General features: G+C 39.8%; 24 protein-coding genes. 6 read left to right on the top strand and 18 right to left on the bottom strand.

Translation table 11 applies throughout. From position 1 onward, the window contains the following. Window positions 1–18 precede the first annotated feature (18 nt). The 4 genes from MHI35_RS08615 to MHI35_RS08600 form a co-directional block, all read right to left on the bottom strand. Window positions 19–735 carry a (Fe-S)-binding protein gene (locus MHI35_RS08615; protein WP_335349393.1) on the bottom strand — a complete coding sequence of 239 codons (717 nt, stop codon included), beginning with the start codon at window positions 733–735 and terminating at the stop codon, window positions 19–21. 166 nt (window positions 736–901) lie between these two features. Next, complete coding sequence (locus MHI35_RS08610) at window positions 902–1,753, bottom strand: SDR family oxidoreductase (protein WP_335349361.1); 852 nt, start codon at window positions 1,751–1,753, stop codon at window positions 902–904. A gap of 100 nt (window positions 1,754–1,853) precedes the next feature. After that, a complete protein-coding gene (locus MHI35_RS08605) occupies window positions 1,854–2,267 on the bottom strand; it encodes an Rrf2 family transcriptional regulator (protein WP_335349360.1) in 414 nt (137 codons plus the stop codon). A 48-nt stretch (window positions 2,268–2,315) separates the two neighbouring features. Next, window positions 2,316–2,789: a VOC family protein gene (locus MHI35_RS08600; protein WP_049754904.1), complete on the bottom strand. Its 474-nt coding sequence runs from the start codon at window positions 2,787–2,789 to the stop codon at window positions 2,316–2,318. 160 nt (window positions 2,790–2,949) lie between these two features. On the opposite strand from MHI35_RS08600, the gene MHI35_RS08595 reads away from it, so the two are divergent. After that, complete coding sequence (locus MHI35_RS08595; RefSeq protein WP_335349359.1) at window positions 2,950–3,393, top strand: DUF2188 domain-containing protein; 444 nt, start codon at window positions 2,950–2,952, stop codon at window positions 3,391–3,393. 23 nt (window positions 3,394–3,416) lie between these two features. Here the strand turns inward: MHI35_RS08595 and ku are convergent, their stop codons facing one another. Next, window positions 3,417–4,265, bottom strand: coding sequence for a non-homologous end joining protein Ku (gene ku / locus MHI35_RS08590; protein ID WP_012010078.1), 849 nt, complete (start codon window positions 4,263–4,265; stop codon window positions 3,417–3,419). Between the two features lie 116 nt (window positions 4,266–4,381). Here ku and MHI35_RS08585 point away from each other — a divergent pair, with 116 nt between their 5' ends. Together MHI35_RS08585 and MHI35_RS08580 are read left to right on the top strand one after the other, a co-directional pair. Further along, entirely contained in the window at window positions 4,382–6,247 is a 1,866-nt protein-coding gene (locus MHI35_RS08585; protein WP_335349358.1) for a DNA ligase D, read from the top strand. A 34-nt stretch (window positions 6,248–6,281) separates the two neighbouring features. Continuing rightward, entirely contained in the window at window positions 6,282–6,977 is a 696-nt protein-coding gene (locus tag MHI35_RS08580) for a YoaK family protein (protein ID WP_335349357.1), read from the top strand. Window positions 6,978–7,017: 40 nt separating this feature from the next. Here the strand turns inward: MHI35_RS08580 and MHI35_RS08575 are convergent, their stop codons facing one another. The 5 genes from MHI35_RS08575 to MHI35_RS08555 all read right to left on the bottom strand — a co-directional run bounded on the left by MHI35_RS08575 (window position 7,018) and on the right by MHI35_RS08555 (window position 11,330). Further along, a complete protein-coding gene (locus MHI35_RS08575; RefSeq protein WP_144456613.1) occupies window positions 7,018–7,251 on the bottom strand; it encodes a hypothetical protein in 234 nt (77 codons plus the stop codon). 459 nt (window positions 7,252–7,710) lie between these two features. Beyond that, window positions 7,711–8,823: a response regulator aspartate phosphatase gene (locus MHI35_RS08570; protein WP_335349356.1), complete on the bottom strand. Its 1,113-nt coding sequence runs from the start codon at window positions 8,821–8,823 to the stop codon at window positions 7,711–7,713. A gap of 256 nt (window positions 8,824–9,079) precedes the next feature. Then, complete coding sequence (locus tag MHI35_RS08565) at window positions 9,080–10,198, bottom strand: BclA C-terminal domain-containing protein (protein ID WP_340993082.1); 1,119 nt, start codon at window positions 10,196–10,198, stop codon at window positions 9,080–9,082. Window positions 10,199–10,242: 44 nt separating this feature from the next. Beyond that, window positions 10,243–10,587 (bottom strand): DUF3992 domain-containing protein, encoded by a 345-nt coding sequence (locus MHI35_RS08560; protein ID WP_012010072.1) that lies wholly within the window; start codon window positions 10,585–10,587, stop codon window positions 10,243–10,245. 74 nt (window positions 10,588–10,661) lie between these two features. Then, window positions 10,662–11,330 (bottom strand): CotZ-related putative spore coat protein, encoded by a 669-nt coding sequence (locus MHI35_RS08555; protein WP_335349355.1) that lies wholly within the window; start codon window positions 11,328–11,330, stop codon window positions 10,662–10,664. Window positions 11,331–11,762: 432 nt separating this feature from the next. Here MHI35_RS08555 and MHI35_RS08550 point away from each other — a divergent pair, with 432 nt between their 5' ends. Both MHI35_RS08550 and MHI35_RS08545 read left to right on the top strand, forming a co-directional pair. Continuing rightward, complete coding sequence (locus MHI35_RS08550; protein WP_034660753.1) at window positions 11,763–12,008, top strand: hypothetical protein; 246 nt, start codon at window positions 11,763–11,765, stop codon at window positions 12,006–12,008. Between the two features lie 497 nt (window positions 12,009–12,505). Continuing rightward, on the top strand, window positions 12,506–12,877 hold the full coding sequence (locus MHI35_RS08545; RefSeq protein ID WP_335349354.1) for an iron chaperone: 372 nt from the start codon (window positions 12,506–12,508) through the stop codon (window positions 12,875–12,877). Window positions 12,878–12,929: 52 nt separating this feature from the next. Here the strand turns inward: MHI35_RS08545 and MHI35_RS08540 are convergent, their stop codons facing one another. Further along, window positions 12,930–13,511, bottom strand: a complete 582-nt coding sequence (locus MHI35_RS08540; RefSeq protein ID WP_335349353.1) for an undecaprenyl-diphosphatase — start codon at window positions 13,509–13,511, stop codon at window positions 12,930–12,932. Window positions 13,512–13,652: 141 nt separating this feature from the next. Further along, window positions 13,653–14,195 (bottom strand): GNAT family N-acetyltransferase, encoded by a 543-nt coding sequence (locus tag MHI35_RS08535; RefSeq protein ID WP_335349352.1) that lies wholly within the window; start codon window positions 14,193–14,195, stop codon window positions 13,653–13,655. Window positions 14,196–14,393: 198 nt separating this feature from the next. Between MHI35_RS08535 and MHI35_RS08530 the strand changes: the two genes are divergently transcribed. Further along, on the top strand, window positions 14,394–14,855 hold the full coding sequence (locus MHI35_RS08530) for a macro domain-containing protein (RefSeq protein ID WP_088001329.1): 462 nt from the start codon (window positions 14,394–14,396) through the stop codon (window positions 14,853–14,855). A 64-nt stretch (window positions 14,856–14,919) separates the two neighbouring features. Here the strand turns inward: MHI35_RS08530 and MHI35_RS08525 are convergent, their stop codons facing one another. From MHI35_RS08525 to MHI35_RS08500, 6 genes are all read right to left on the bottom strand, one after another. Then, on the bottom strand, window positions 14,920–15,402 hold the full coding sequence (locus MHI35_RS08525) for an immunity protein YezG family protein (RefSeq protein ID WP_335349351.1): 483 nt from the start codon (window positions 15,400–15,402) through the stop codon (window positions 14,920–14,922). Between the two features lie 146 nt (window positions 15,403–15,548). After that, window positions 15,549–16,037, bottom strand: coding sequence for an antitoxin YezG family protein (locus tag MHI35_RS08520; protein WP_335349350.1), 489 nt, complete (start codon window positions 16,035–16,037; stop codon window positions 15,549–15,551). 3 nt (window positions 16,038–16,040) lie between these two features. Continuing rightward, window positions 16,041–17,969 carry a T7SS effector LXG polymorphic toxin gene (locus MHI35_RS08515; protein WP_335349349.1) on the bottom strand — a complete coding sequence of 643 codons (1,929 nt, stop codon included), beginning with the start codon at window positions 17,967–17,969 and terminating at the stop codon, window positions 16,041–16,043. A gap of 168 nt (window positions 17,970–18,137) precedes the next feature. Continuing rightward, window positions 18,138–18,305 carry a hypothetical protein gene (locus MHI35_RS08510; protein WP_186325066.1) on the bottom strand — a complete coding sequence of 56 codons (168 nt, stop codon included), beginning with the start codon at window positions 18,303–18,305 and terminating at the stop codon, window positions 18,138–18,140. 164 nt (window positions 18,306–18,469) lie between these two features. After that, the gene (locus MHI35_RS08505) at window positions 18,470–19,120 is read right to left on the bottom strand and encodes a response regulator transcription factor (RefSeq protein ID WP_211064017.1); all 651 of its coding nucleotides are present in this window, start codon (window positions 19,118–19,120) and stop codon (window positions 18,470–18,472) included. Window positions 19,121–19,125: 5 nt separating this feature from the next. Continuing rightward, window positions 19,126–20,310, bottom strand: a complete 1,185-nt coding sequence (locus tag MHI35_RS08500; RefSeq protein WP_211064018.1) for a histidine kinase — start codon at window positions 20,308–20,310, stop codon at window positions 19,126–19,128. Window positions 20,311–20,360: the final 50 nt, after the last annotated feature.

Below are 20,360 nucleotides of genomic sequence, written 5' to 3'. Positions count from 1 at the left end.
CCGTTCCCCCTCTTAAACTCAGCGGCTATTTAACACCTCTGCGATATGCATCACTTGAATGGGTTTATCAAGACGATTCAGTCTCCCGCCAATATTGAGAAGGCAGCCGCAGTCGGCACCAATGATGTATTGAGCGCCTGTCTCCTCTATGCTTTGGACTTTTTCATCGACCATTTGCTCAGAAATAGGTGTCATTTTTACTGAAAAGGTCCCTCCAAATCCGCAGCAATTTTCTGCACGCGGCAATGGTGTCATCGACAAATCTTTGACATTTGACAACAGTGTGAAAGGGGCTTCCTTAATTCGCAGCAGTCTCGTCATATGACAGGATGTGTGATAGGTTGCGTTGCCTTTCAGGCTCGCGCCTACATCTGTGACGTGTAATATATCAACAATAAACTCGGTTAATTCATATGTTTTTTCAGCAAGTGCTTCAGCTTGTGTTGACCACACTGGGTCTTCTTTTAAAAGTTGAGGATATTCTAAAAACATCGCCTTACAAGAACCTGACGGCGTCACGACATATTCAGCTGTTTCAAAGACTTTGATCATGTTTTTTGCTGCTCTAATGGTTTCTTTTGTATAGCCGCTGTTAAAGGCTGGCTGTCCGCAGCACACTTGCGCCTCTGGAAATTCCACTTCTACACCGAGCCTTTCTAATACTTCCACTGTGGCCTTCCCTACATTTGGCTGCATGGTGTCAATTAAACAGGTAACGAATAAATGGACTTTCATCGGCGAACTTCCCTTCTTTGCTGCAATTTGATTCATCAATTTGGTCCTCTGATGACTAAATAACAGGTCCTATTTTCATTTTAATCCCAAATTTCTGAAATTTCAACGAAGTGATTTGTCTAATTTTGGACAAAAAAACGCCCCTTTAATTGGGCGTTTTTGATGTTTATTTTGAAATCATTTCACGAATTTTTTCTTTAATAGGTGTTAAGGGTCTGCCTAATAAGGTTTCGAAATCATGGCTTTCAACGGCTAATTCACCATCGCGAATCCCGCTTTGAATGGCTTTGACAAATGGCACAGCTTCTTTTGGTACACCATTAGAAGCTAAAAATTCTCCAAATGTGTCGACATCAATTTGCTCCACCTTGATCTCTTTTCCGCTCACTTCACTAACAATGTGAGCAAGTTCAGTATGCGTCCGAAGAGGTCCTGACAGTTCATATGTCTCCTTGTCATGTTCAGAAAGTGTTAACGCATTTGCGGCCGCTTCTGCGTAGTCATTTCTTGTTGCCCAGCCAACCTTGCCATCACCAATTGGACTTAAAAATGGTGCGCCACTCACGGCTGCTAGTATCGTATCTTTTTCATTTTCTACATACCAGTTGTTTCTTAGAAACACATGAGGAATGCCGGAGGCCACAATGGCTTCTTCAGTTTTTGCGTGGTCATGTGCCAGGACAAGCTGACTCTCTCTTGCATTTACAACGCTTGTATATGCAATAAAGGATACACCAGCTGCTTTCGCCGCTTGGATGGCAGCTGTATGCTGCTGCACGCGGTCACCATCCGCAGTTGAAATGATCAACAGACGGTCAATGCCCTCAAATGCTGATGTCAGGGTGTCTGGCTGAGTAAAGTCTCCGTGGCGTACATCTACCCCAGTTTCCTTTAAATGTGCTGCTTTTTGCGGATCTCGAACACTCACCGCAATTTGTTCAGCTGGTACCTTTTTAAGTAAATGCTGGACAACGAGCGATCCGAGCTGTCCTGTTGCGCCTGTTACTAATAATTTCATTTGTTTGACCTCCTCATTTTTTGTTCAACGGTGATGTGTATTCGTTATAATCAGAATGGTTACAACAAAGGTGTAAAAAAAGCTCTAATGAACGAGCTTTTTATTCCGCCTCTGTCAACAATTGCTGGATTGTCACTTGCTTTAGGTGATTCTCAAGTGCAGCTTGTGCTTCTTTTAGTTCATGCCGCAGTCTTGTATCCATCGCTTGACCAATCGGACATGCGATGACTGGCTGATGAAAGTTAAACAATTCTTCATCCTCGCTTACATCGACAGCACGGTACACATCTAATAGCGTGATTTCCTCTGCCGGCCTTTTTAAGTAAGCACCGCCTACTCCGCGTCGTATCTCAATCAGACCCGCCCGTTTGAGCATTGCCATCATTTTTCGAACAATGGCTGGATTTGAATTCACACTTTCTGCAATAAAATCTCCTGTACACTCTTTTGGTACACCTGCAATAAATGACATAATATGAACAGCAATCGGATACCTGCTGCTAATTTGTTTCACAATCTTTCACCACCGTTGTAATCAATATAGTTACAATAAGTGATTTTGTCAATCAATATACGGATTTTTCTTTCGATCCCAGTCCTCATATGTCATGATATCGTAGTCTTCTTCTGTATCAAGCTCAAGCGGCGCAATGCATTCAAGCAGATTTCCATCTGGGTCAAGAAAATAGATCGCTGCATGAAATTGCGGCGGATTATCCAGAACTAAAGGCTGCTCCTCTTCTGAAAAACCAAACATTGGGTGAACACCGATGCCTTTTTCAACTAGCCAAGCCTTGATTTGTTCGATACTAGACGTTGTAATTTGAAAAGCAACGTGCCGGGTCGAAGGATGATATGGGAAGTCATTGATATCTACTTTCCACAAGCCAAGCCAGCTCTTTCCTTTTTCAATCCATAAAAAAGCAACTCGTTCATTTTCGTGAGCAAGTGTCAATTCCAATTTTTCATAAAACGCAATCGACGCCTTCAAGTCACTCACAGGTAAATGGGCTTCATACAAACCTTTTATCATCATCAAAACCACTCCTTTTCTACCTTCTATTCTGCGGGGTTTGAAAAAATTCCGCCTCAGTAAAACGATGTATTTTGCCCCCTTCATTGGTTTGAGAAAAATGATATGTTTGATCCATTACAGATGGGGGAAGGTGTTCAAATAAAAGAAAGGAGCGTTTGATATGCCTTGGACGATGAATGATTATCCGGCTTCATTTCAATCGTTAGACCGCATTATTCGAAAAAAAGCACTTGAGATTGCTAATAAAATGATACAGGAAGGCTATGACGAAAGTAGAGCCATTCCAATTGCAATCAGTCAAGCGAAAGAATGGAAAAAGAACGCAACGGAGAAAGAGATCGAGGATTTCACAGCTCATGGTTCTGTGACGCCATCTAAAGACAGCAACTCCGCAAGACCAGAACTTATGGATCATGCGCAGCATGTCGTCAAACACGAAGAAGGCTGGGCGGTTCAAACAGAGAAAGCAAAACGAGCAAGTGAGATCAAAGAAACGAAACAAGAAGCAATCAACCGGGCAAAGGAGATTGCCTCTAATAAAGGGTCTTCCGTTGTTATCCATAGCAAAGATGGGAACATTCAAGACGTGTTAAAACCGCAATAAGACCGCCCATGAGCGGTCTTTTCTTATGCATTCTTTTCTTTTTTGGCTGGTGTTTTTCTTTTTTTAGGCGCTGCCTTTTTCGCTTTGGCTGGTTTTGATCGATCGATTGAAGCCTGAAGAGCTGCCATTAAATCCGTCACATTGGATGCCGGATCTTTTTTGCCTGTCGTTTCTGGCTGAACGGTATGTTCTCCAGATATTTTATCTCCGATTAAATTCATCAGCTGTTCTCTGTATTCATCCTGATAGGCTGCTGGATCAAAAGTTGTGGTTAATTGTTCGATTAAAAGAAGCGCTGTATCTAACTCCTTTTTCACAATGTTTTCTTCTTGGGGGATATTCGGTACATCTGATACTTGTCTAATTTCATCTGGAAAATGAATGGTTTCCATCAGCAAAATATGTTCATAGCACCTAACGATCGCTAATTGCTCCTTTGAGCGGATCATAATCTTTGCCACACCAATTTTCCCCGATTCCTCTAAAGCTTTTCTTAATAATGAATATGCTTTCGCACCGCCGGTATCTGGTGATAAAAAATAACTTCTTTCATAATAGATTGGATCAATCTCCTCTATCTTCACAAAATCAATGATTTCAACGGCTTTTTCTTCATTTTCTTTTCGCAGTTTTTCAAGCTCTTCCTCGTCTAATTCAATGAATTTGTTTTTTGCATACTCGTACGCTTTTACAATTTGTTCTGGTGCCACCTCTTCCCCGCAGTTGGCACAAACCTTTTTATAATTAATGGGCGTGTGACACTCTTTATGCAGCTGTCTTAATTTAATATCTTTGTTCTCTGTAGCGGTAAACAGCTTCACTGGAATATTGACTAGCCCAAAGCTAATGCCGCCTTTCCAAACCGTATGCATCGCGTCGCCTCCGTTCTTTTCTCCTTACTATGCAATGTTTTCGTCAGACTTATGTATGCGAATGAAAATTTCATCCCACTCTAAGAACACATCATATGAGGAAGTGACATGCACAAATGAAACCTATGCGATTAACGGCTGCACATGATGTTCCTACCGGTGCAGACTGGGTGTATGAATTAAAATATGACGGCTTTCGAGTCATTCTGACGTGGGATCAAAACGAAATTCATTTAGAAAGCAGAGCCGGAAAACGATTAAACGAACAGTTTCCCGAGGTGATTGAACAGTGCGAACAATTAAGGGATCATTTTGCTCCTTTATTACCATTGACGTTTGATGGAGAATTGGTCTTTTTGCTGGATGAACAACAAAGCGACTTTGCGAGGGTTCAGCAAAGGGGCAGGCTGAAAAACAAAGAGGCGATTAAGCTGCAGGCTGAGCGGTTTCCATGTCATTTGATCGCATTTGATTTATTAAGATGCAAAGGGAAATCTCTCATTGATTTGCCGTTGATGGAAAGGAAAACACAATTACAGCAAGTTTTCAAAGCAGCTAAACTCCCGCCATCTGTTCAGCTTGAGCACCCTTCCCTTCTTCAACTCATTTATACAGACACAAATTCTGAACATATGAAAAAACTGATGACGACCTATCTTGCAGAAGGACTTGTTGCGAAAAAAAGGACGAGTAAATGGCACGACAATACTCGGTCAAAAGAATGGCTCAAAGTCAAAAACTGGCGATATGTTACTGTCATTGTGACTCGTTTTGATAAAGAAAATGGCTATTTTCAGGGCTGTATTTATCAAGATCATCATCTCACTGAGGTTGTCCAATTCAAGCATGGATTTTCTAAAGAAGAAGAACAAACGCTACGTACGCTCTTTCAGACAAATGGCAAGCAAACAGGGGCATCAGCATATGAAATCCCACCATCTATCGTCGCGAGCATTGCTTGTATCTCCTTTGATGGGTCCGCCTTAAGAGAGCCGCGTTTTTCTTCCTTTTTACTGGATACTGATCCAGCGGCGTGTACGTTTCAGCAAATGCTCAAACAGCTATATCCTCTTCCTACCGTCATTGAGGTCACTCATCCTGAAAAACCAATTGTGCCGGCTCTTCATCTGAATAAGGCAGATTACTTACTTTATTTGAGACAAGCTGCTCCTTATCTCTTGCCCTTTTTACGTGAAAGACGGCTGACTTTAATTCGGTTTCCTCATGGCGCCGGGGATGAATTCTTTTATCAAAAGTCGACACCTGATTATGCGCCAGATTATGTGTTGACCGATCAAGATGATGATATTGCTTACACGGTCTGTAATGACCCTCAGACGCTTCTTTGGCTCGGCAATCAGCTGGCAATGGAATTTCACATTCCTTTTGAAACAAGGGATACGAACCGGCCGGCCGAAATCGTCTTTGATTTAGACCCACCGTCTGTTAACGAATTTCATCTAGCCATAGAAGCTGCCAAGCGAATCAAAACACTTTTAGACGGTCTCTTTCTCACAGCCTTTATTAAAACAAGCGGTGGTAAAGGACTGCAAGTTTATATTCCATTAAAGAAAAATGCCTTCACATACGAAGAAACGAGAACATTTACCGCGTTTATATGCCAATTTTTATGTGAACAAGCACCGGAACTTTTTACTTTGGAACGCCTTAAGAAAAAACGCGGCAATCGCTTGTATTTAGACTATATTCAGCACGATGCTGGAAAAACAATCATTGCACCCTATTCACCAAGAGGAAATGAGCTTGGACTTGTAGCGACACCGCTTGAATGGGACGAACTCCATCAAGATGGACTTCACCCTTCTTTGTTTACCATGCCAGCTGTGATAGAGCGTCTAAAGGAAAAAGGCGATCCATTCCGCCGCATGAGGCACCTTGTAAATGATGACACGTTCAGACAAGTTTCGCATCGGCTTGAGGACATGATCCCAGCACATAAGATGGACATACGCGGTCATTAAGCGTTACACTTATTCATTAGAGAGTAAGAAAGGGATGACCATTTTGACCGCACATTCATTTCGAAATATCGCACTTATTTTCTTGTGCCTATCAGCAGGTATTGTGGATGTGATTGGCTATTTGAGCTTAGGGCATGTGTTTACAGCCAATATGACAGGTAATATCGTGCTGCTTGGCATTGCAGCAGGAAGCTCCTTGCAGCTTACGGCCCTTCATTCCATCACCGCACTAAGTGGATTTGTTTTAGGGGTTTTACTAGCTGTTGTGATAGGCGGAAAGCATGAGAAAACGTTTTGGCCAAAAGCCGTTACACGTATCTTTATCATAGAGGTCATGATACTACTTCTATTTGCTCTCATGACCATTTTCCCTTATACACAAGGTGCTTATTTTATGCTGATTATCCTTTTAAGTATGGCCATGGGCCTGCAGACAGCGGCCGCCCGCAAATTAAATGTAGCTGGCATTTCCACAACAGTTCTAACAAGTACACTCGCCAACCTATTTGAGGATTTGGCTCAGCGTATTTCACATCGGGAAAAAAGAACAGCTCCCATTCAGCAGGTTAGTTTCATGCGAATAGGCTCTATTGTCTTTTACTGCCTAGGTGCTGCTTTAGCTGCATACACAGATGCATTCGATCCATTTATCATCATTTGGCTGCCTATCTCTATCCTTGGCGTCATTGTGATAACTGCTGCAATTAAGCACTTTCATCAATTGAAATAGCCAATTATTAGATGGCTATTTCAATCACTGTAATGAAACACTAATAACTTCTTACATAAAAACCGGGAGGACGCCCCATAATGAACGTGGAGCCATACGGATAACCAGAAAATGTCCCGAATCCACCGTATCCAGGGAAACCGCCTAAACCTGAGAACACACCAGGGCTCACATAATACCCGCCAAAGCCGATATGAGAACCAACCGGCCCAATATGTGCTCCTCCGCCGCTAAAACCGCCTCCATGAAAGCCTCCGTATACTCGTGGATACATTCAATCACCTGCCTTCGGCTAACACCTATCACATCATATGCATGACAAATGGAGCGGTGTTCCGGCTTTTTCATTTACTTCTATGTACAATAGACCAATTTGAGAAAATTTGAATGAAAAGTCCTGCAAAAAATTAAATTAAGCAAAGAAAGGTGACCTTTTTAACTTGTTGCTCTGCCCTATGTTTATTTAGAATAATGGGGCAGGTAACAAATTTGCACACCCCCTTTGTTGCGAATTCTTCTTATTAAACGTTCTTGTAGCGTTTAATAAGAAGAGCCTATTAACCACATAAAAAAACCCTTGCTGACGATCATCAACAAGGGCAAGAGATACATGGTGGATTAACCACCAATGATTTTTTCTGCTACTTCGAAAGAACCCGCAACGTTTTGAGTCAGAACTGACGCAGCGATCGCTAAACCTACAACGAATAATACTTTTAAACCTGTTTTCATCTTAAATCAACCCCATTCTTTTCATATGTAAATCCGCTTCTAAACTTTTGTTCAAGTAAAAAACAGACTGCTCATAAAGTGCTTGCTTTTCACAATACTTAGCTGCAAAATGTGAAAGCTCTTTTACTTCATGATATTCGTTCTTCTCTTCTAACTTTCTTAATTTCTCATCAATTTGCTGAAATCTTTGTGGTGCATTCGTTAAGTAAAGGTCATGGACGATGCCTATTTTCAGCTGAAACACTTCATGAGAAGCATCTTTTATTCTCGCATACGCAGCCTCTATATATTGGCTTGCACGCTGCTTTTCACCAATCACACAGAGTTCTCGGCTAATCAGATACGTAGAATGGAAAAAGAAATCCGATTCGTAATATTCTTGATGTGACAATGCTTTTTCAAGATGACGTATTGATTCTTTCGGTTTGTTCCAAAATGAATATAAAATGGCTACGTTGTGATGAAGCTGAGCCAGCATAAAGTCATCCTGCTCGCTTGTCAAAACTTCTTCCGCCAGACGATAATTTTCAAGTGCGTCTTCATACCGGCCGATCTCTGTTTGGTTCGCCGCTATGAGAGAATACGAAAGTGCCGTTCTTCTTTCATAATGCTTATGCCATTTATAAACGTGAAGTGCTCTGCGAATATAGCTTAATGAGAGCATGATATGACTAAGCCGGTAGTAAAGCCAGGCCACCTTAAAATCAAAATCAGCACGTTCGATCTCACTTGGAATTTTATCTAAAAGCTTTTCAGCACTTTGATACATTTGCAATGCAACCTCGTAATTCCCTTGATGTTGCTCATACACACCCTCATAAAAATCAAAATAGTAGGCAAGTCGGTTAGATAAGTCCTCCTCTTTTTTTCCGTGAAGACTTTCTATACTTTTCGTTGAAACACTTCCCTTTTGACCTCTCAAATTGTACATAAGAATGTGATGCCTCTTCTCAAGAAGAGAATAGTACATCAGGATGTCCGCATCATCAATTTCCTCTACTGCTTGTTTTGCTTTAGCAAATAGCCGTTCTGCCTCATCTGCATGATCTTTTTTAATTTCCATGTTCCAGTCATTTAATAATGATGCCAATTCCGCAACAGGAATCTTGCTCATTCTACACCCCCAATCACCTACAGCTGCAACACATGATTTCACTAAATATGGAACTTCTATTAGCAATTGCTAATTAGTCCATTTGAAATCATTTTAATATGAATCACTTGAATCTTCAATAACCGTTTCCTTTGAAGATGCGTTTCTTTCTTCTAGTCAATGAAGTTTGCGTACAAATTCCGCCTTTTTTCAATTTTAAAGTAACCTATCATCTCGTGGTGAAATGAAAAAAGCCCTTTTTCGGGGCTTTTTGTCTTTATTCCAATCGTATGATGGTAAGTGCAGCTCCAACAGACCCTCCCCCAAGTAACACCACTGCTGCGACTAAACCGAAAATTTGGAGAGAAATTTGGTTACCTGCTGCAAGTGTTGTAATGAGTGATACGTTGTAGGTAGATGCTGATAAAGCGGGTGTTAATATAGAACCAGCAATGGCAGATCCGCTGTTAATCAGCCTTGTTCCAGCAAGCAGCGCTGCATTTGTGTTCACTTGATATGTGATGAAATAGCGACCCGAGACTGGCACTGTAAAAATCGTATTTCCACCACTTGCTGTAAAACCATCTAAGCTCTGATTATTAGGCAAAGAAACCGCTGTCCCGCCTAAGACCACAAGCACTGTACTTCCAGACGTATTAGACGCGTACATTGAGTTAGCGGTTACAATTGTGCCGGTTGGTCCGGTTGAGCCCGTTATTCCGGTTGAGCCCGTTGCTCCAGTTGCGCCTGTTATTCCGGTTGAACCTGTTACTCCCGTCGAACCTGTTATTCCGGTCGCGCCGGTTGCTCCCGTTGGACCCGTTGACCCGGTCGACCCGGTTACTCCTGTCGAACCTGTTATTCCGGTTGAACCTGTTGCTCCCGTCGAACCTGTTATTCCGGTTGAACCTGCTGCTCCCGTCGAACCTGTTATTCCGGTCGCGCCTGTTGCTCCCGTTGGACCTGTTATTCCGGTTGAACCTGTTACTCCCGTCGAACCCGTTATTCCGGTTGCTCCGGTTGCTCCCGTTGGACCCGTAAACCCAGTTGATCCGGTTGCCCCTGTTGGACCCGTTATTCCGGTTGATCCGGTTGATCCTGTTACTCCCGTTGGACCCGTAAACCCGGTTGATCCGGTTGCCCCTGTTGGACCCGTTATTCCGGTTGAGCCGGTTGCTCCCGTTGAACCCGTTATTCCGGTTGAGCCGGTTGCTCCCGTTGAACCCGTTATTCCGGTTGCCCCTGTTGGACCCGTTATTCCGGTCGCACCTGTTGTTCCAGTTGGACCTGTTGAGCCTGTTATTCCAGTCGCACCGGTTACTCCCGTCGGACCGGTTATTCCGGTTGATCCAGTTGGACCCGTTATTCCTCCACACATATTAAGCTGGGCGCACATGCCTCTCACTTCTTTCAAACTGTGGAATCTTCAAGACATACACACTAATACTGATAATTGAGAGAAAAAGAAACGACAATACTCCCAGTCGATGTCCCACCAGTAGCTACAATCCCAATGGAATTCAGATCACTGAGTGTAATGGATTGACTTTCTCCTGGAGCTACAGTGAAGTCTGGAACAGCCGCACCGTTGACCTCTAATGTCACAGTTGGAGCTACAGCCACGATTCCGTTGTTTTCCACCATAATGGTCCCATTTATGACAAATGGTGTTCCATCCGTCCAGACGACTACTGGGTCCGCTGCTGCTGCTAAATCGACTGTGAAACATACCGCATCATTTACAAAGCCTGTTTGCTCATTACTACACCCGCCTAAAATAGCCATTTTAACCCTCCTTCAACCTATTCTTGATAGACTATGATCTAGTGATCTACGAAGATTGTGCGATTATCCCAGACTCAAAGCCTTATTTTTTTCCTTTGCACCATGTTCAATTGAATGTCTAAGCATGCTTGCACCTTTTCAACAGTTTGATGATTGAAAATCAACATCATATCTTTGACAGTAATCGAGCGGCTTTCTCCCTTTTGAACACATATATCATGACATGCTCTTCTCGTTTGAATCGTGATAGTAACTGGCACATCTTGATCATCATGATGATGCAAAACCACTGTTGCTGTATTGAGTAATTTTGTTCCATTCCGCCAGATTTCAACCGAACTGGGCGATGTTGAAAAACCAAGAAGGATGTGGTGAGGTTCTATATTCTTTAAAATGAGCGCATCATAGACAGGTAGATCTGCTTCAATCATTCCGCATAAAAAAGAAAGATCAACAAGGATCTTTGAACTGGATCGATATAAAACTTTGTGACAACACGTCGATCGCATGCAGCATGGAACAAGAACCTCTAACACCACACAATTCTGTTCTTCATTGATGGAAATCAAGGAAAAATAGCAACTCTTAAACACACTTCTTTCAAAGAACACCCATGAGCAGAAAGGTTCCCCATCTTCCATGATGAGCAAAAAGGGAGAACTTATTGGACGTTTGTGAGTTAAGCCCTCATTTTTTGTTTGAATATCGATCTCTTTCAGTTTACTCAACAACAGGTTTGTCACTTTCCATCAGCCCAATTCAATGCTGTATACAAATCCATATGGTCTTTTATCATATGTGCCTTTGACTATTTTGTGCGATTCGCCTAAAATTAGGGACTAAAAAGCCTCCTGGAAACTAACCTCAAAATGTACTGAACGAAAAGTTACTTAGAAGTTGTCATTTTCCTATTGAACCTTGGGATATTACGCCGGTTTTCTGTCATGCTCCGCCAAAAACGATGCCAGCTATTCGCAAATAAAAAGCCATATGAATACGCCTATAAAGGAGTAGTTAAAAGGTTATTTATAAATAGTGAGAATGATCACCTTTTAAAAATAGGTAAATTTAAGGTATTTTTACAAATTTCGACACAAAATACTCTTTCTCTTTGTTACTATTGAATTAACCTATTTATAAATAATAGGTTAATTACTATTAAGGAGTTGTTTTGTTTGAAAAAATCAACATTAAAAAAAGCTGTATTATCTATCGCCTTTTCAGCAACAATGTTATTTTCTATGAATACTGCAAGTGCTGCTCCGTTAGAGTGGGTCAGAGATGCTTATCCTGATCAGTGGGACTACGTATTAATTAAACAAAATGGGGTCAGTTACACTCAAGTTTGGACAAGCAGCAACAGTTATTTCCTTGTAAAATGCGAAGTATTATCTAACGGAAAATGCTTTGTTTCAAAATAAAACTTTCACAAAACGACTTCCAATTTCGGAGTCGTTTTTTACTATAGAGTAAAAATTCTTCTAAACGGGAGCTTTATATAAAACCCAATTGAGAGCGTAATCTAGGTTTAGGTGAGTCTCTTTTAAACAAATATAGAATTTTTCATTCATAATGATTTCATTATTTTTCATTTAATTGTTAATTTGAGAATCATCTCTTCCTTTTAATTTCTCTTTACAATAACCCTATTAGCATTTTACTATAATCATATGATCAATAACTTCCGCGCCTCAGTAGCTCTAGAAGGGAAGAGCGCCGTAAAACAAATTGTAGCTAGCGGGTCGCAAGGCAAGGGTTTCAGAAGCACCGAAAAGCACACGAGCTGAGACAGGTGAAATTCCTGTCGGTGAAATTCCGTAGGGAAGCGTGTTGCCCCTAGCCTATGCTTACGAAAGGAGTGCGGGTTCGAATCCCGTCTGAGGCTTATGAGGTAGATGGAATGGGAGGATAAAACATCATGCATGTGTTTGAAGAATATGTAAGCAATATTGGTAATCCAGAGCTGAAACAGCGCACGCAAGACATTTTACAATGGATATTAGACACATTCCCTCAATTAGAGCCAAAAATTGCTTGGAATCAGCCCATGTTCACAGACCATGGCACATTTATTATTGGGTTTAGCGTGGCAAAACATCACATTTCTGTCGCACCAGAAGGTAAAGGAATTGAACACTTTTCAACTGACATTGTACAAGCGGGTTACGATCATGGAAAAAAGATGTTTCGCATGAAAGAAAGCTTGCCAGTTGATTATCCTCTCCTAAAGAAAATCATCGAATTTAATATCGAAGACAAAGCGGATTGTTCAACGTTTTGGCGAAAATAAAAAGGACCCCGATCTAAGCCATTAACAGATCGGGGCATTTTGCTACAACATGTTATTTTGTTCTCTTCCTTACAACGTTCTGCTCAAGCCACTCATAACATGACAAGATGGCATTCACACTCCTTTGACATATCGGCAAATAGACAACCGCAACCGCAATCAAACACGATATGACAGCACCTGCTAAGACATCAAATGGATAATGGACACCTACCCAAATCCTTGAAAAACCAACGGCACACGCTATAATCAGCCAATAAACATGACGTTTGTGAAAAAGCCAAAAGATCAGACAAACAGAAAAAATAAAGATCGTATGATCACTCGGAAAAGAGTTATTCACTTCCTTTTGAATCAAAAGATTGACATGACTCATTTCCGCAAAGGGCTGCTGGTTGGAATAGAAAATACCTGCAATTTTCCCCATTAACTCTGCCAATATGAAAGTAAGTCCAGCAGATACAACCATGCCCCTATCGGTTCTACTTCGATTTTGAAACCATATGAACAGACACATGAGCGCTACTAACAGCACAGTATATTCAGCTAGTCCAATAAATATCGGATTCAAGTAACCATGATCGATACCGAGCTGATTCACCCACCTAAATAAATCTTCATTAAATCCCCGCATCTCATTTCATCCCTTTTTACTTGATTTATGATAAGGATAATTGAAATGAGTTGTCAGACTCCATCGATCAAACGAACAAACCATGGAATCATATGACATGTTTGTCACTTTGCTGTCACTAAACATTATTCACTTACTGCTCTAAAGAGAGTGATGTTGCTCCCATTCCTTTTTTAGTAAAGCATATTGGTACGTGTTTTCATATTTAGGAGTGCCGTCCTCATATGTAGTAAATGAAATAAACTCAAGAAAAAGGCCTTCTTTTCGCATGCCTAGTCGCTCACATAATGCCTGTGAACGGACATTATCATCTTCTACATAGGCATAAAGCCGCCTTGCTGCCTTTTCTACAAATAAATAGGACAAAAATGCCTCAGCACTCTCTCGTGCATACCCTTTTCCTTCATAAGCTTCATTGAAATTCCAGCCGATTGCATACGTATCAGGCTCCTCTTTTAAATGAAACAACTCACCGATCATCTGCCCACTTTCTTTTAAACAAACCGCTATATATGAATGATCTTCTTTTCTCTTTTGTACTATAGCCAAAGCTTCTTCTAATGTAGAAATTCGATCAGCGAGAAAACAATTTACTCTTGGATTTGACAAGTATTCAAGCATCCCTGCCACATCTTCAACGCAAAACGGTCTAAGAATTAAACGATTCGTTTCTATTTGATTCATACTTAACTCCTCTTTGCATCATCGTATTTTCTAGTCTCTCCATATTTTAGATGACATGCTCCAGCTTTGACAATCAAGTTATTGTAAACTGTCTCCAATAAACGAAACTCATAAAAAGCATTTTGCTATTAAATAATTTGATCAAAACTGATAAAATAGAACTTATGTTTCTATTTTATGAAAAAGGGGTTACACGATATGATCAAAACAGTGGATGGCAACATTTTAGAGGCAAGTGAAGATATCATCTGTCACCAGGTGAATTGTAAAGGCGTCATGGGCGCTGGATTAGCCAAACAAATCAAAAGCAAATACCCCAATGTATACAAAGAGTATAAACAATTATGTACAGAACAAGGAGATGACTTGCTAAGTTCCGTTCAACTCATCTCAACAAATGACGGAAAAACAATTGCCAACCTATTCGCTCAAACCGGATACGGAAGAAAAAGAATGCAAACGGATTACGATGCCTTACGCAGCTGCTTACAAAGCTTAAAAGACACAGTAACCCATTTAAATGAAAAGAAAAACCAAACGTCTATCGCCATTCCTTACGGGATTGGCTGTGGACTGGCGGGCGGCGATTGGACGATTGTTGAAGGCATGATTGAAGAGATATTGGGTGGGTGTGAAGTGATGGTTTATCGGTTTAAATAATGAAACGAGGTTTTTATGAAACATATATGACAAATACCCTCCTTAATTTGGAGAGTTTTGTGTGTTAGTTGTTGTCTTTATTTTTCAAATAATTTAATACAGCTTCTTTATCTTCGTCATCGTCGGGTAAAAATCCGAACGTTTCATATTCCCAAACTGCGATTCTTTGATCACCATCAATGCCTAATGAATAAATATCTTCGTACCCAAAATTGATTGACATATTTCCTGTGGCCGTCAATTCCATTGTTACAGTTATCCATTTATCTGTATGTAATTTAGCATAGTCTTCTCTTAATCTTCTTAATTTTCTTTGTAAGTTAATTAATAGACTATCATATGTGTCTTCACTAACATGAAATTGTTCAGGGATATTGTTTGAGTAATAATATTCCTCTTTACTAGGGACTGTAAAATAAAATAAAGCTGATGCAGAATCATCTAACATTTCTGCGTACATCCAAATTGCATCCCATTCTACAGGAATCATCTCATGTAAATGCTGCGCTATTTCTTTATACAAAATTTCCATTTCTTTTGCTTCCAATTATTTCATCCTCCTAGTCTATTATATATTGTGTCTGTATGAACTCTTCCACTTATCTTGTATTTGACTAGAAACTCAAATTCAAGAACTTTGTTCGATGTAAATTCTGTCATACAAAAACCCTCCTTTATTTGGAGGGTAATAAGCTAATTGTTGCCCTTTTCTTTGTTCTTGATATATTGATCAAGAAATTCTTTAACTGATTTTCTTTTAGGAAGTATTCCAAGATTTTCGTAAGCCCATATTGCTCTTCTTTGAGATCCGTTAATTCCTTGATTCAATACATCATCATAATTTAAATCTAAAGAGAATTTTCCATTCGCATCTAACTTCAAAGTTAAATTTGTCCATTTTTCCGGATTAATTAATTCATATGCTTGTTGTAACTCTTCAAACAAATCATGTAATTTTATTAAAAAATCGTTATAGATTGACTTACTTACATGATGATCTTCAGGTATATTATGTGAGTAAAGAAATTCCGTTTCTCCCTTTAATCTATAATAAAAATTAATCTCTGCAGAGTCGTCTAGTATTTCGGCATATAAACAAACTTCATCCCACTCTTTTGGTATCATCTCATTAACAGTTTGTGCAATTTCACCATACAGAGAATCTAGTTTCTCTAATTCCATTGTTTATCCACCTTTTTGATTTTTAATAATTGATCTTTGTAATTCGTCATTACCTATTTTAAATTCAACAATAAAACGTTCTGGTCTCAATGAATCACTTTTATAAACTGGCTCTATTGAAACAGATACTTTCTCAGGAGGAACTTCTTTCAATGCAGCTAACCACTCTTGTTCCATCTGATACCATTTCCCGCCACTACGATTAATTTGTGAATTCATCGGAAGCAGGTTATCAATATCACCTGAACCTTTAAAAATAGACGCAATTAAGTGTCCACCATCATCATCTAACAATCGATCCGGCTTTCCTGAATTGGATTGGGCGTATTGGTTTCTTTTGATCTCTCCGTATTTTAAATCACTTGCTTCGACTTTGACAATACGTCCGTAGTGATCGGTTGTGTAGGTGTACCCTTGCTTTGTTGAATAAACGACATTCGGTTTTAATACTTTCTTACGTTTCCATCTCACATAGTGGTCTCCATAACTAACGACGGTTGGCGGTAATTTTGGTGCTGGTAAGCGTCTACCTGTCTGAGAGATGCCGTAGCCTGAATTGTTGTCTAGACGCTTTGCCATGGAGAGGAGTTTATTTTTGAGATTTTCTCCGTCAAACACGTTATACGGTAGCTTCGGTCCACCTGCCATTTGAAACTTTGGTGAGTACGGCAAGAGATTCGGAAGAGAGACTCTGTCTAATGATCTTGCTCCTTGTTCAAGCCCTTTCTTCACTGTAGTTTTCGCTGCGGTTGTCCCCGTTTTTGTGATGGCTCCCGCTCCTTTAGAACCAAAGACAATTTCTGCGAGTGAACCAGTCGCATAGGCGAACCAGTGTGACCGTGAATACGCATCACCATCTATGACTTCTTTTTCGAATGAGTCTGAAATCGCTTTTCCAATTGCTTTTGATGTTTGGATGGGATGAGAAACAGCCGTTACGACTGATTCTACGGCACCACCAGGGTCTGTTACAAGATCGTAGATGCCCACTACTGTATCTTTGGCCACATCATATAGACCCACTGCAGCACCTTTTACACTATCAACAAATACATCTGATGCTTCTTCCTGCGCTTTGATTTGGAGCAGCTGGCTATAATACAATTTTTGATCGTAAGAAAGATTTTCATATCCAATTTCGTCTACAATCTCAAAGTATTTCTCTACTGATATACACGAAGGATCATTGAGCTTTTCCTTCAATTCTTTGATTCTTCGTTTCTCTTTTTCTTCTTTTTTCACTTTTAAGTATGCTTTCACCTGTGCATCAATTTTATCATGATTCTTGTACACATCTGTCTCGTGAAATGCTTTTGCATCATAATACATCGGCTGAGCGTTCTTACCTTTTCCTGTAGCAGCCATCATTTTTGTATAAAAAGTTGCAAGATGTTTCTCAATCGCTTCTGATTTTTCGTACTCTGTTTTTAGCACATGATCTAATGTATGTATAGCCTCAATTGCATCTTTTCTTTTTTTGTTCGCATCATCTAAATGCTCATCTACCTCTTTGCTGGAAAATGTCTGTAATTCAATCAAATCACTAATATCGTCAAAAATCGTTGATAGAGCTTCTTTTTGTTCGTTGACCATATCTTTATTGTTCTGAATGCCTTGCTTCAATTGAGCATCTAGGAAGTGTTCATCAATAAATGTACTCCCGCCTAATGATTCATCATCCAGCTTTCCTTTCACTCCATCTAAAAAAGCCTTTTGCATATCGATAAAATCAAGATAAGTGTCTGTGTATAGTGCAAGATCATTATAAAAAGCTTTGATATTATCAGCACCTTTTCCAGTAAACTCATCACCTAATCCCGATACACCTTTCAGTGCTTTTTTCACAAGTTTCATCTCTTCTTGGAGCTCATGATAGGCCTTTGATCTCTGTTCAACAGCCGATAGTAAAGATGGAGCATCTAATATTTTCATATAAAAAAGACTCCTTTTATGGAATATTCTTTTACTAGAATACCATAAGGAGCCTGACACTTTAATCCATTTTATTGTTTATTAATCAATTATCCATACAGAGCTGCCTCTTGATGCGACTGTTTTGAAAAACACGCCTGTGTCATGCCATGCATAAAAGCAGGTCTTTTATTGATCTTTTAGTTTTTTGAAAACCACAAATTGATATAATCCAAATAGTACGGTTAAGATGATAATTGCAGTAAATATCTGATCGGCTGGAAGCAAGAAATATACGACAATAAAAGATAAAAGCAAAACAAAATAACCTATGCTGAACGCTTTTTTGAATGTCATTTATTTGACCTCCTTTTTCAATCCTATCACGTTTCTCCTCACTATATAACCAATTTTTCCCTAACGAACAAAAAAAGACCCTACCCATTTAAGGACAGGCGTTTTATTTTAATGCTTTTTTGAGTATCGTCTTTGTGGATAATTAGAAGTTCTTAATGATTCATTTAAAAATGAATGATGCCCAATTCTACTGCCGTTTTAATTGCTTCAGCTCTTGATGTCACTTCTAGTTTTTGATAAATATTTGTTAAATGCGCTTTTACCGTTCTTTCTGAAATCCCCATATCAAATGCGATTTCTTTACTTCTAAAACCTCTTGCCACCGCTTGCAAAACAAGCAGCTCTTTTCCAGTCAGCAAGCTGTTCTCTCTTTCTGTTTTTTCTTGAGGTTCCTGATGTTCTGTTGACTCAAAAATTTTTGTAGCTACATTTGATTGAAGTAAAATGTCTCCTCTTATAGCAGCTTCAATCGTGTTAAATAAATTTTCTCTACTGGCATCTTTTAATAGGTAGCCTTTTGCACCCAATTTCAGCCCTTGAACCATCAATTTATCTTCATTATATGTAGTCAGTATGAGCACTGGAATATTTAATTGAAGAGATTGCATTTCTCTCAGCATATCAAGCCCATTCATTCTAGGCATGTTCAGATCGAGTAACACAAGGTCCGGCGCTTCCTTCTTCATCACATCCAGTCCAATATCTCCATCTTCCGCTTCTCCAACTACTTCAAACCGGTGATCTGTTTCAAGAATTAATTTTAACCCTTCTCTAACTACATAATGGTCATCAACAATCACAATTCGATAAGACAATGTATTTACTCCTTTTTCAAAGGTATGGTAACCGTTACTTGTGTACCTTCATTTTTTGTACTTTTCAAGCAGATTTGTCCGTTTACGAGTCGTACACGTTCTGTCATACCAATTATGCCATAATGTCCAAAAGTGGATTCATTTTTTTTCTCATCAAATCCCACTCCATTATCTTTAACTTCTAAATAAATTTGGTCGTCTTGTTGATCCAAGACCACCCAAACGAGACTGGCTTTGGCATGTTTTGCGATATTTGTTAAGCATTCACTGACAATATAAATAGTATGTTCTATAAGAAAAGGCGACACTTGATAAGAGTCAGATATTTTCTTATGAACTGGAATATTCGTCGCCTCCATAAAGCGATTAACTTCACTCTTAACCGAATCAGCTAAATCATGTTGATCTTTCCCTTGCATTCTAAGATCGTCAATAACCATTCGTGCCTCAGCCAATGTTTTTCGCGCTTGGCTCATTGAACCTTTAATAATATTTTGAGCACGCGTCACATTCTGCTTGTCTAAGTGTGCTTGAACTGCTTCAAGCTGCATAATAATACCTGCAAGTCCTTGGGCTAGAGTATCGTGTAGGTCTCGCGCCATTCTTTGACGTTCATTTGCAAGTGTCAGCTCCTCAACTTGTCGGTGTGCGAGCTCTAGCTCTTTTAGAAAGATTTGTGTTCTAATTCTAGCTTTCACTTGTCTAAAAAATAAAATAGAATATGCGATGACCACAATTAAAATTAAAAATAAAATAGGAATGTATACCGTCAGATCATCTGTATCATTAACTAAAATAAGCGCAAGAAAGAAAAGCACATAAAAGCTAAGCCCTGTCAATATCACCTTCAAGGTATGATAGTACACACCAATACTTTGTGCAATGAGAACCGGTAAGAGACCTATTAGGATGACAGGGGAGGCTGCTTGCATGACTGAGACACAAAGTAAAACGATAATCCCTTGAATCAGAAAATATACCCATGGATTATTTTGGAACCAATAGAATGACCACCAATGTAATATAAGATGTATGACAATAAGTGCAGAAAAAACCAAACCTGAAATCGACCATTGTGTAGTGATAAATTGAAAAATCATTGCCGCCACATAAACCAGTGTGACCCACAACAACGTAGGGATACGCGAATATATCATTTCATTAAATGGGTCTACCCTTCTCTTCACCATAAATGCTCACCTTCCTCCCCCCATATTAACACAAAAATACCGCCCGCCTT

It is taken from the genome of Bacillus sp. FSL K6-3459 (assembly GCF_038003305.1).
GTDB lineage: Bacteria > Bacillota > Bacilli > Bacillales > Bacillaceae > Bacillus > Bacillus pumilus_O.
Note: the sequence above shows the minus strand (reverse complement) of the source record. Positions and strands in the feature narration are given on the sequence as shown.

Bases quoted from the DNA above. Each gene is read 5' to 3' on its own strand.
- MHI35_RS08565 (WP_340993082.1), bottom strand. From the start codon at position 10,198: ATGTGCGCCCAGCTTAATATGTGTGGAGGAATAACGGGTCCAACTGGA.
- MHI35_RS08535 (WP_335349352.1), bottom strand. From the start codon at position 14,195: ATGAATCAAATAGAAACGAATCGTTTAATTCTTAGACCGTTTTGCGTT.
- MHI35_RS08510 (WP_186325066.1), bottom strand. From the start codon at position 18,305: ATGACATTCAAAAAAGCGTTCAGCATAGGTTATTTTGTTTTGCTTTTA.
- MHI35_RS08560 (WP_012010072.1), bottom strand. From the start codon at position 10,587: ATGGCTATTTTAGGCGGGTGTAGTAATGAGCAAACAGGCTTTGTAAAT.
- MHI35_RS08585 (WP_335349358.1), top strand. From the start codon at position 4,382: ATGAAACCTATGCGATTAACGGCTGCACATGATGTTCCTACCGGTGCA.
- MHI35_RS08570 (WP_335349356.1), bottom strand. From the start codon at position 8,823: ATGAGCAAGATTCCTGTTGCGGAATTGGCATCATTATTAAATGACTGG.
- MHI35_RS08545 (WP_335349354.1), top strand. From the start codon at position 12,506: ATGCATGTGTTTGAAGAATATGTAAGCAATATTGGTAATCCAGAGCTG.
- MHI35_RS08610 (WP_335349361.1), bottom strand. From the start codon at position 1,753: ATGAAATTATTAGTAACAGGCGCAACAGGACAGCTCGGATCGCTCGTT.
- ku (WP_012010078.1), bottom strand. From the start codon at position 4,265: ATGCATACGGTTTGGAAAGGCGGCATTAGCTTTGGGCTAGTCAATATT.
- MHI35_RS08515 (WP_335349349.1), bottom strand. From the start codon at position 17,969: ATGAAAATATTAGATGCTCCATCTTTACTATCGGCTGTTGAACAGAGA.
- MHI35_RS08500 (WP_211064018.1), bottom strand. From the start codon at position 20,310: ATGGTGAAGAGAAGGGTAGACCCATTTAATGAAATGATATATTCGCGT.
- MHI35_RS08575 (WP_144456613.1), bottom strand. From the start codon at position 7,251: ATGTATCCACGAGTATACGGAGGCTTTCATGGAGGCGGTTTTAGCGGC.
- MHI35_RS08595 (WP_335349359.1), top strand. From the start codon at position 2,950: ATGCCTTGGACGATGAATGATTATCCGGCTTCATTTCAATCGTTAGAC.
- MHI35_RS08600 (WP_049754904.1), bottom strand. From the start codon at position 2,789: ATGATGATAAAAGGTTTGTATGAAGCCCATTTACCTGTGAGTGACTTG.
- MHI35_RS08615 (WP_335349393.1), bottom strand. From the start codon at position 735: ATGAAAGTCCATTTATTCGTTACCTGTTTAATTGACACCATGCAGCCA.
- MHI35_RS08530 (WP_088001329.1), top strand. From the start codon at position 14,394: ATGATCAAAACAGTGGATGGCAACATTTTAGAGGCAAGTGAAGATATC.
- MHI35_RS08580 (WP_335349357.1), top strand. From the start codon at position 6,282: ATGACCATTTTGACCGCACATTCATTTCGAAATATCGCACTTATTTTC.
- MHI35_RS08540 (WP_335349353.1), bottom strand. From the start codon at position 13,511: ATGCGGGGATTTAATGAAGATTTATTTAGGTGGGTGAATCAGCTCGGT.
- MHI35_RS08520 (WP_335349350.1), bottom strand. From the start codon at position 16,037: ATGGAATTAGAGAAACTAGATTCTCTGTATGGTGAAATTGCACAAACT.